Source organism: Deltaproteobacteria bacterium, assembly GCA_016213065.1.
In the GTDB taxonomy this organism is placed as follows: domain Bacteria; phylum UBA10199; class UBA10199; order SPLOWO2-01-44-7; family SPLOWO2-01-44-7; genus JACRBV01.
In genome coordinates, this window is the sequence record JACRBV010000126.1 from 1 (window position 1) to 7,517 (window position 7,517).

The 7,517-nt window shown below is 44.6% G+C and carries 8 protein-coding genes and 1 pseudogene; 8 read left to right on the plus strand and 1 reads right to left on the minus strand.

Going from position 1 to position 7,517, the window contains the following annotated elements:
* The first annotated feature begins 183 nt into the window (after positions 1 to 183).
* Genes rsfS through HY877_07410 form a run of 3 tightly spaced genes read left to right on the plus strand, consistent with a single transcriptional unit; the run spans position 184 to position 2,833 of the window.
* Entirely contained in the window at positions 184 to 534 is a 351-nt protein-coding gene (gene rsfS, locus HY877_07400) for a ribosome silencing factor (protein ID MBI5300097.1), read from the plus strand.
* Positions 531 to 2,066, plus strand: a complete 1,536-nt coding sequence (locus tag HY877_07405) for a 2,3-bisphosphoglycerate-independent phosphoglycerate mutase (protein ID MBI5300098.1) — start codon at positions 531 to 533, stop codon at positions 2,064 to 2,066. Before rsfS ends, HY877_07405 begins: the two co-directional genes overlap by 4 nt.
* Positions 2,063 to 2,833 (plus strand): ComF family protein, encoded by a 771-nt coding sequence (locus tag HY877_07410; protein ID MBI5300099.1) that lies wholly within the window; start codon positions 2,063 to 2,065, stop codon positions 2,831 to 2,833. Before HY877_07405 ends, HY877_07410 begins: the two co-directional genes overlap by 4 nt.
* Before the next feature lie 131 nt (positions 2,834 to 2,964).
* On the opposite strand, the gene HY877_07415 is transcribed toward HY877_07410, so the two are convergent.
* Entirely contained in the window at positions 2,965 to 4,365 is a 1,401-nt protein-coding gene (locus HY877_07415) for a hypothetical protein (GenBank protein ID MBI5300100.1), read from the minus strand.
* Between the two features lie 97 nt (positions 4,366 to 4,462).
* On the opposite strand from HY877_07415, the gene HY877_07420 reads away from it, so the two are divergent.
* The 5 genes and pseudogenes from HY877_07420 to HY877_07440 form a co-directional block, all read left to right on the plus strand.
* Positions 4,463 to 5,248 (plus strand): inositol monophosphatase, encoded by a 786-nt coding sequence (locus tag HY877_07420; GenBank protein ID MBI5300101.1) that lies wholly within the window; start codon positions 4,463 to 4,465, stop codon positions 5,246 to 5,248.
* A gap of 56 nt (positions 5,249 to 5,304) precedes the next feature.
* Positions 5,305 to 5,976, plus strand: a complete 672-nt coding sequence (locus HY877_07425) for a hypothetical protein (protein MBI5300102.1) — start codon at positions 5,305 to 5,307, stop codon at positions 5,974 to 5,976.
* Between the two features lie 40 nt (positions 5,977 to 6,016).
* Positions 6,017 to 6,394: pseudogene (locus tag HY877_07430) on the plus strand (four helix bundle protein).
* A 46-nt stretch (positions 6,395 to 6,440) separates the two neighbouring features.
* A complete protein-coding gene (locus HY877_07435) occupies positions 6,441 to 7,229 on the plus strand; it encodes a TatD family hydrolase (GenBank protein MBI5300103.1) in 789 nt (262 codons plus the stop codon).
* Positions 7,216 to 7,517: hypothetical protein (locus tag HY877_07440; protein MBI5300104.1), on the plus strand; the 302-nt coding region annotated here is incomplete at its 3' end. The genes HY877_07435 and HY877_07440, both read left to right, overlap by 14 nt.

Consider the following 7,517-nt stretch of genomic DNA (forward strand, 5'->3'; position numbering starts at 1 on the left):
ATAATGTGGTGAAAAAGTTGTGTGAGGAGAATTTTGGGGGTTCGCGCAGGCAATTTTAAAGAACGGGATATAAAGCAAAAATTTCCGAGCGATAAGCGGGCTTTGCGGGACGACCCGCAAAGAACCGCGGCCCCAAAATTCTCCTCACACAACTTTTTCACCACCACCTTGAATAAAAAACGAATGACACCAAAACAGCTCGCCACAAAGATTGCCAAGGCCGCCGATGACGTTCAGGCCGTTGATATCAATATTCTGGATTTAAGTAGCCTCACCAGTTTTGCCGACTTTTTTGTCATCTGTTCGGGCAAATCCGACACACAAGTAAAAGCCATTGCCGATTCGATCATGGGAAAATTATCCAAAGCGGGACGCAAACCTCTCGGTGTCGAAGGTTACGATCAGGGACTTTGGCTGTTGGTCGATTACGGCGATGTGGTCGTTCATATTTTTCACAACGAAGCCCGCAATTTTTATAATTTGGAAAAACTCTGGGGCGATGCCCCGCAAATAGCCATCAGTGCAGGATTATGAAAGGCCCACTTCTTCTCATTGTTTTGGATGGTTGGGGAGAAGCGAAGCCCTCTCCTTTTAATTCTTTGAGCCAAGCAAAACTCCCGACATGGAATAAAATTCGGAACGAATATCCGACAACTTTTCTGGAAGCTTCGGCGGAGTCGGTCGGATTGCCAGAGAAAACAATTGGCAATTCCGAAGTGGGACATATGAATATCGGTGCGGGGCGGGTTGTCTATCAGGACTTGACGCGCATCAATCAGTCTCTCTTGGATAAATCTTTTTTCAAAAATCGCGCTTTGATGGATGTTGCAGAAAATTTGAAAAAATCCAATGGCGCTCTTCATTTGATGGGACTTCTTTCCGATGGCGGAGTCCACAGTCACATCAATCATCTTTTTGCCCTTCTCGATTTTGCGAAGGCCAAGAATCTACCAAAAGTTTATGTCCATTGTTTTATGGATGGGCGCGACACTCCCCCAAATGCGGGCGAAGGTTACATTAAAAAACTCGAAGAAAAAATAAAGTCGGTTGGAAATTCTGCCATTGCAACAGTGATCGGGCGTTATTACGCCATGGATCGGGATAAGCGCTGGGAAAGAACGGCGTTGGCTTACGAAGCTCTGGTGGAAGGAAAAGGAAATAAGGCGGCCTCCGCTCTTCAGGCGATTACCTCTTCTTACGAAAAAGGGACGACCGATGAATTTACTTTGCCCACGGTGATTGAAAAAGAAAAGAAACCCGTTGGTCTCATCAAAGATGGCGATGTTGTTTTATTTTTCAATTATCGCGCAGACCGGACACGCCAGTTGACGCTGGCTTTGAATAAACCCGACTTTTCTTTTTTTTCAAGAACCGTTGTCCCAAAATTGGCGGCGTTTGTGACGATGACCCGTTACGAAAAAGATTATCCCTATCCCACTCTGTTCCCGCCGCAAAATTTGGACAATGTGTTGGGAGAGGTGTTGAGCAAAAATCATCTGAAGCAATTTCGCATTGCCGAGACCGAAAAATATGCCCATGTCACTTATTTTTTCAACGGCGGTCAGGAAATTGAGTTCAATGGCGAAGACCGAATCTTGGTGCCCAGCCCGCGCGATGTAGCAACTTATGATTTAAAACCGGAGATGTCGGCCAGTCAGGTGATGGATGAAGTTTTGAAACGGCTTGATCAGAAAAGATACAATGTGATGATCATGAATTTTGCAAACGGAGATATGGTGGGGCATAGCGGGCGGATCAATGCCGCAATCAAAGCGGTGGAGGCGGTCGATGTCTGCCTTGGGAAAATTTTGGATAAATTGGAATCACTTCACGGCATGGCGATTGTCACTTCAGATCATGGCAATTGCGAATCCATGATCGATGAAAATGGAAACCCCCACACAGCACACACGCTCAACCTCGTTCCCCTTGTCTTGATAACGCCCGACAAAAAAAAATATTCTCTGCGCAAAGGCGGAAAACTCTGCGACATTGCCCCAACGATGCTCAAACTTTTGGGTTTGAGTCAGCCAAAAGAAATGACCGGTGAATCTCTTCTTGTATGATAGATCTTTTTAAAAAGGAACGGGTGGCAGGCGAAGGTTTGTCAGCCCGATCTTTCGGGAGGGCGTGCAAGCCTTCGCCTGACAGGCCCCGTTCCTTTTTAAAAACCTCGGACATCTGGAAATCTCTCTCTTCTTTAATTTTTCTTAATAGATGCCTTGGTTGTGATGCATGGCTTGAGGAATCGTATGGCGGCTCTGTTTGCGCGGATTGTTTTTCAAAACTTCATTTTCTTAAAACACCGGCGCACCTTCCCCATCTTTCCAAAATCTATTTTGACAAAGCTCATTCTGCTTTGGCGTATGAAGGCGTAGTGCTTGATTGGGTTCATCATTATAAATATCATCGTAAGCTTTATTGGGCTCCCGTTTTGTCCGGTTTTTTGACCTCTTTTAATCTTGATTGGCAAACATATGATGCCGTGACGTTTGTTCCTCTTCATTGGCGGCGCCGCTTTTCGCGCGGGTTTAACCCAAGTCATCTTCTGGCGCATCGCCTTGCCAAACAAAAAGGATTTCTACTTGTTGACTTGCTTAAGAGAGTGAGAGCGACGGTATCACAAACAAAATTAAGTTCTGAAGAACGGACTAAAAATGTTCAGGGTGCGTTTAAAAAAATCGCCCACAAAAATTTTTCCGTCAAAGAAAAATCGCTTCTTTTGATTGATGATGTTTTGACAACAGGAGCAACGGTCAACGAATGCGCCAAAGTTTTAAAAAAAGGTGGCGCCAAAAAAGTTGATGTATTGACTCTGGCAAGACCTCTTTGAAAATCGTAGATTCCTAAGGGCAAGCGCGCGGTACTCTGTGGGCTTGCTTGAGAGGAATCTGCCTAGTGAGCAAAGCGAACGTGAGGGGGAGGCTCCAACGGCTTTGCCGTTGGAGGGGGCTTTGCCTGCCCCTATAATCGAGGCGGAGAGTAGATATGGATGTCGCGGCGGCCTCTGGACATATATTTAAATTGGATATTTGTACCGAATTGAGTCTGTGCCATTTCTTCCCAACTTCTGGAACTGATGCGCACCTGAATTAACCGGTAGTTCAAATCAAAAATATAGACGATATAGTACTCGTTCCCTCCTATTTCTCTCTGTGGAGTATATCCCGGGATCATCACATAAACATGTGGCGGATAAGCAGGGAGGCGGTCTTGCTGTGCCAGAAGGGGATATCTCAAGCTGTCTTCGTCTGTCTCTGGAGATGGAAAACTGTTCTGTGGCCTGATTTGGACAACAATGCCATTTTCCCAATATCGTGTTTTTTCCCCGGGTTGATCTGATGCGGTCAAGGTTTGTGGGTCGTTAAAAAGATCTTTCAAATAGGCGGCAAGATCTTTTGCATTTTGAAAAACAAGGAGCTGTCCGTCGCGGATAAAATAAGGATTCAGTTGTATTGGGTCCGCAATATCGACCAGAGGCAAAAGCCTGATTGCATTTTGTTTGTGGCGTGCCGACAGAAAAAGATTTGTTATTTGTTGAATGAGGACACGGACAACCCCTTTTTGCTCCGGGAGAGGGATGTCTGATTTTGAAAGAGCTTCAAAAAAATATTGTAGGCCGTGATATTGTCTATGAACAAGATCAAATCCCGTTTTCTCCCACATGGGAAGATTGGAATATAAATCGCGATGAACTGGGCGTTTTCCGTCTTCTTGAAAGAGGATCTCCCCAACTTCACGTTTAACTTGGTATTCCGGTAGTCTAAAAATCAACGGGACAAGGATGCGTCTCAGATCATCGGAAACATGAGCGTTGTGGAGGCCTTCAAAAAGCGGTGCAAGACGATGTTGTGTATCTATTGAAAGTTTTCTGAAGTAGTCAATCTCCTCCGGAGTAAATGTTCCAACTACGGTCTGTTGAAGCGTGCCGACAGGACCGTTGACCGCAAAAAAAGAACCAGAGGGTATTGGGACCTGATGTTCCATAATGGGGTAACTATGCAAAAACCAAGATTGCAAAGAAGTGAGCGGCATTTCCGGATGATAATAGCGTTCTCTCTGAAGCAGATATTCGAATTCTTGTGGAGTAAGAGGTTCAAGTCGTCGTTGTGGATTATGTAACTGATTTGCTAGCCAATCGACTCCGACTCCCGCGCCAAAAACAAGTAGCACTGCTCCACCGATAATTCCGGTTTTTACGACAACTGAAGGTGCATTTCTCAATAAGATGGAAATACCAGCCGCTACTACGGGCGCCGCTACGGGAAGTATCTGATGAACAATTTCAGTTTCTGTGGGTGTAACTCCAGCCCATGTCAGAACAGGCGATACGATAATTCTTGGAAAAATTGAATTGGGTCTCATACAGCCTTTTCTTCGGCAATCCGCTAAAAAAGTTGCCTAATTATTTGTACGCCGCAAGTTGTTGAAATAGCAAGGGGCGTATGTTACATCTTCATCCATGAGAGATTATTGCTTGGCGGCCATTGAAATGGCAAGGGAAGCGGGTCAGTTACAGATGGACCGCTTGCCCAAAGAAAAGGTAATCACCTATAAAGAGCAGAATAAATTCAACATTGTGACCCAAGTCGACAAAGAATGTGAAAAGTTGATCTGCGATTATATTAAAGGAAAATTTCCCGGACACGATATTTTGGCGGAGGAGGGCGGCGGCCACAACACAAAGTCCGATTGGCTTTGGATCATCGACCCTATCGATGGAACAGTTAATTATGCCCACGGTTATCCCCTTTTTTCCGTTTCGATCGGGCTGATGCATAAGGGAAAAATGGTGGTGGGTGTGGTCTATGAACCGAATCTTGATGAAATGTTTGTGGGAGAGTGCGGGGGTGGTGCCGTTTGCAATGACAAACCGATCCGGGTTTCCAAAAATAAATTGCTTGAAGGATCCATGATCGCCACGGGTTTTGCCTACAATGTTAACGAGACACGGATGAATAATATCGATCACTTCAACGATTTTATTTTGAAATGTCATGCGGTGCGTCGCGATGGAGTAGCCTCAACAGATATGTGTTATGTGGCTTGCGGGCGTTTTGATGGGTTTTGGGAATTATTTTTGAAACCGTGGGATATTGCTGGGGCGAGTGTGATTATAGAAGAAGCCGGTGGAACGCTTACAATGTACGATGGCAAACCGCTCAACATTTTCGGCGACGAAATTGTTGCAAGCAATGGCTTGATCCACAACGAAATGCTTAAAGTGCTTAAGTGCGTTAGTGTCTAAGTGCTTAAGTTTTTGACTTACGTACTTAAGTACTCAAGCACTTACGCACTGTATTTATGATTGATCCAAATAAAAAAGAGGAGATTCCGATCCGCGCGAGTGACGTTTGTCACCGAGCTTTCGAATTGATGAAGGCCAAACAGTATGATGACGCGGAAAAGTTGCTCGCCAACAACATGGCACACACGGAAGATCCTTCCGCCACGGCTTTGTACCACTCCGCGATGGGTGTGTTGTATAAAATAAAGGGGGAATTCAAGACAGCGTGGCGTCACTATCAAAGAGCGGAAAAATTGCTCCCCGAAGATCCTGCCCTGAAAATCATCATAGCCCGTTTGTTGCTGGAAGAATTTTCGGAATATGACGGCGCCATCAAACGTGCAAAAAAAGTTTTGAAGATACTTCCCAATAATCCTGTTTTCGCGCATCAGGCGTATACAACGCTGGGCTTGGCCTACTGCAGAAAAGGTGAAAAACAAAAGTCGATTGAAGTGTTGGAGAAATCGTGGGGAAATGATTTTGAAAATTTTATCACGTCTAAAAATATCGATTTTCATTTGGTGGAAATGGTGCTTCGCCGTGGATGGGGCCTCTCCAGTTGTTACCGGTTCATGAATAAAGCGCTCGTTTTTGCAAAAAACCGCAAAGAACAACCTTTCGTCGACACCTTTCAAAAAATGCTTTCCGCTTTCGAACAGGAATACTTGGGAGAAAAGGACAGAAGATAGAAAACAGATGACAGATGACAGAAAGCAGAAGATATAAAGAATGGAAAATAAAAAAGGAATAAAAACGTATCGTGATTTGAAAGTTTATCAACTTTCTTATCAGCTGGCTTTGAACATTTTTGAATTGACAAAAAATTTCCCAAGGGAGGAACTCTACTCTTTAACAGACCAGACAAGAAGGTCTTCTAGGTCCATCCCTGCAAATATCCGCGAGGGATTTGCAAAAAAGAGATATAAAAATTTGTTCATTAGACATCTTAACGATGCTTTAGGTTCTTGTGAAGAGACAAGGACTTGGCTGGAATTTGCGAAGGACTGAAAATATATGAATGATGAAACTTTTGATGAGTTGAATAAAAAGTATGATGAAGTCAGTGCCATGGTTTTTTCGTTGATGAATAAATGGCAGTCATTCTGATTCCTGACTTCTGTTTTCTGACGCCTTATCTGATTCTACAAGACCCATGTGGATTGATACGCATTGTCATTTGGCGGGTGAGGAATTCGACGCCGATCGTACGGAAGTTCTTAAAAGAGCGCGTGAAGCGGGCGTGCAAACCATCATTGTGATTGGCGCGGGCGATGGATTGGAGGGAAACCGCCATGCATGCGCATTGGCAGAAAAAACTCCTTCTGTTTATGTTGCTGTTGGGGTTCAACCGCATGATGCCGGAAAAGTGCCTGACGATTACATTGAAATTATGAAGTCCACCTTCTTCAAGGGGGAGGGTGCGTCCAAAATTGTTGCGATTGGTGAGACGGGATTGGATTATCACTATGAACATGCACCGCGCGATGTGCAAAAGAAATGTTTTCGGGAACAGCTTAAATTGGCCAAGACATTGGCTTTGCCGGTGACGATCCATTCGCGCGAGGCCTGGGAGGACACCCTTCGAATATTAAAAGAGGAAGCCCCTTTTCTAAAAGGCGGAGTTTTTCATTGTTTTGGCGGTGGAGTAGAAGAAGCGAAAGAGGCTTTGGAGCTTGGATTTACTATTTCCATTTCCGGAATTGTGACATTCAAAAAAGCCGAAAAACTTTTGGAAGTCGTGAAATTTTTACCGCTTGAAAAAATAGTGATCGAGACCGATGCCCCATTTTTGGCGCCGGTTCCCCACAGGGGAAAACGAAACGAACCCGCTTTTGTGGTAGAGGTCGGCAAAAAAATTGCAGAAATAAAAAAAATATCTGTGAAAGTTTTGTCTGAGCAGATTATAAAAAATACCAAGGAACTTTTTTATGGAATCCAATGATCCCTTAAAATTATTTCATCATTATTGGGAGGAAGCGAAGAAATTGAAGGATCCCGACGCCGATTCCGTTTCTCTGGCCACCGTTGATGCGAAAAACAGACCTCATGTGCGAACGGTTTTGCTTAAAACATTCCGGAAAGGAGTCAGAGAGCGAAGCGAACGTGAAGGGGAGGCTCCAACGGCTTTGCCGTTGGAGGGGGCTTTGCCTGCCCCTGCAATAGGATTTGTAACCCGCGAAGGTGGAGAAAAAATTGCGCAGATTAAACACTGCAATGATGTGGAGTGTTG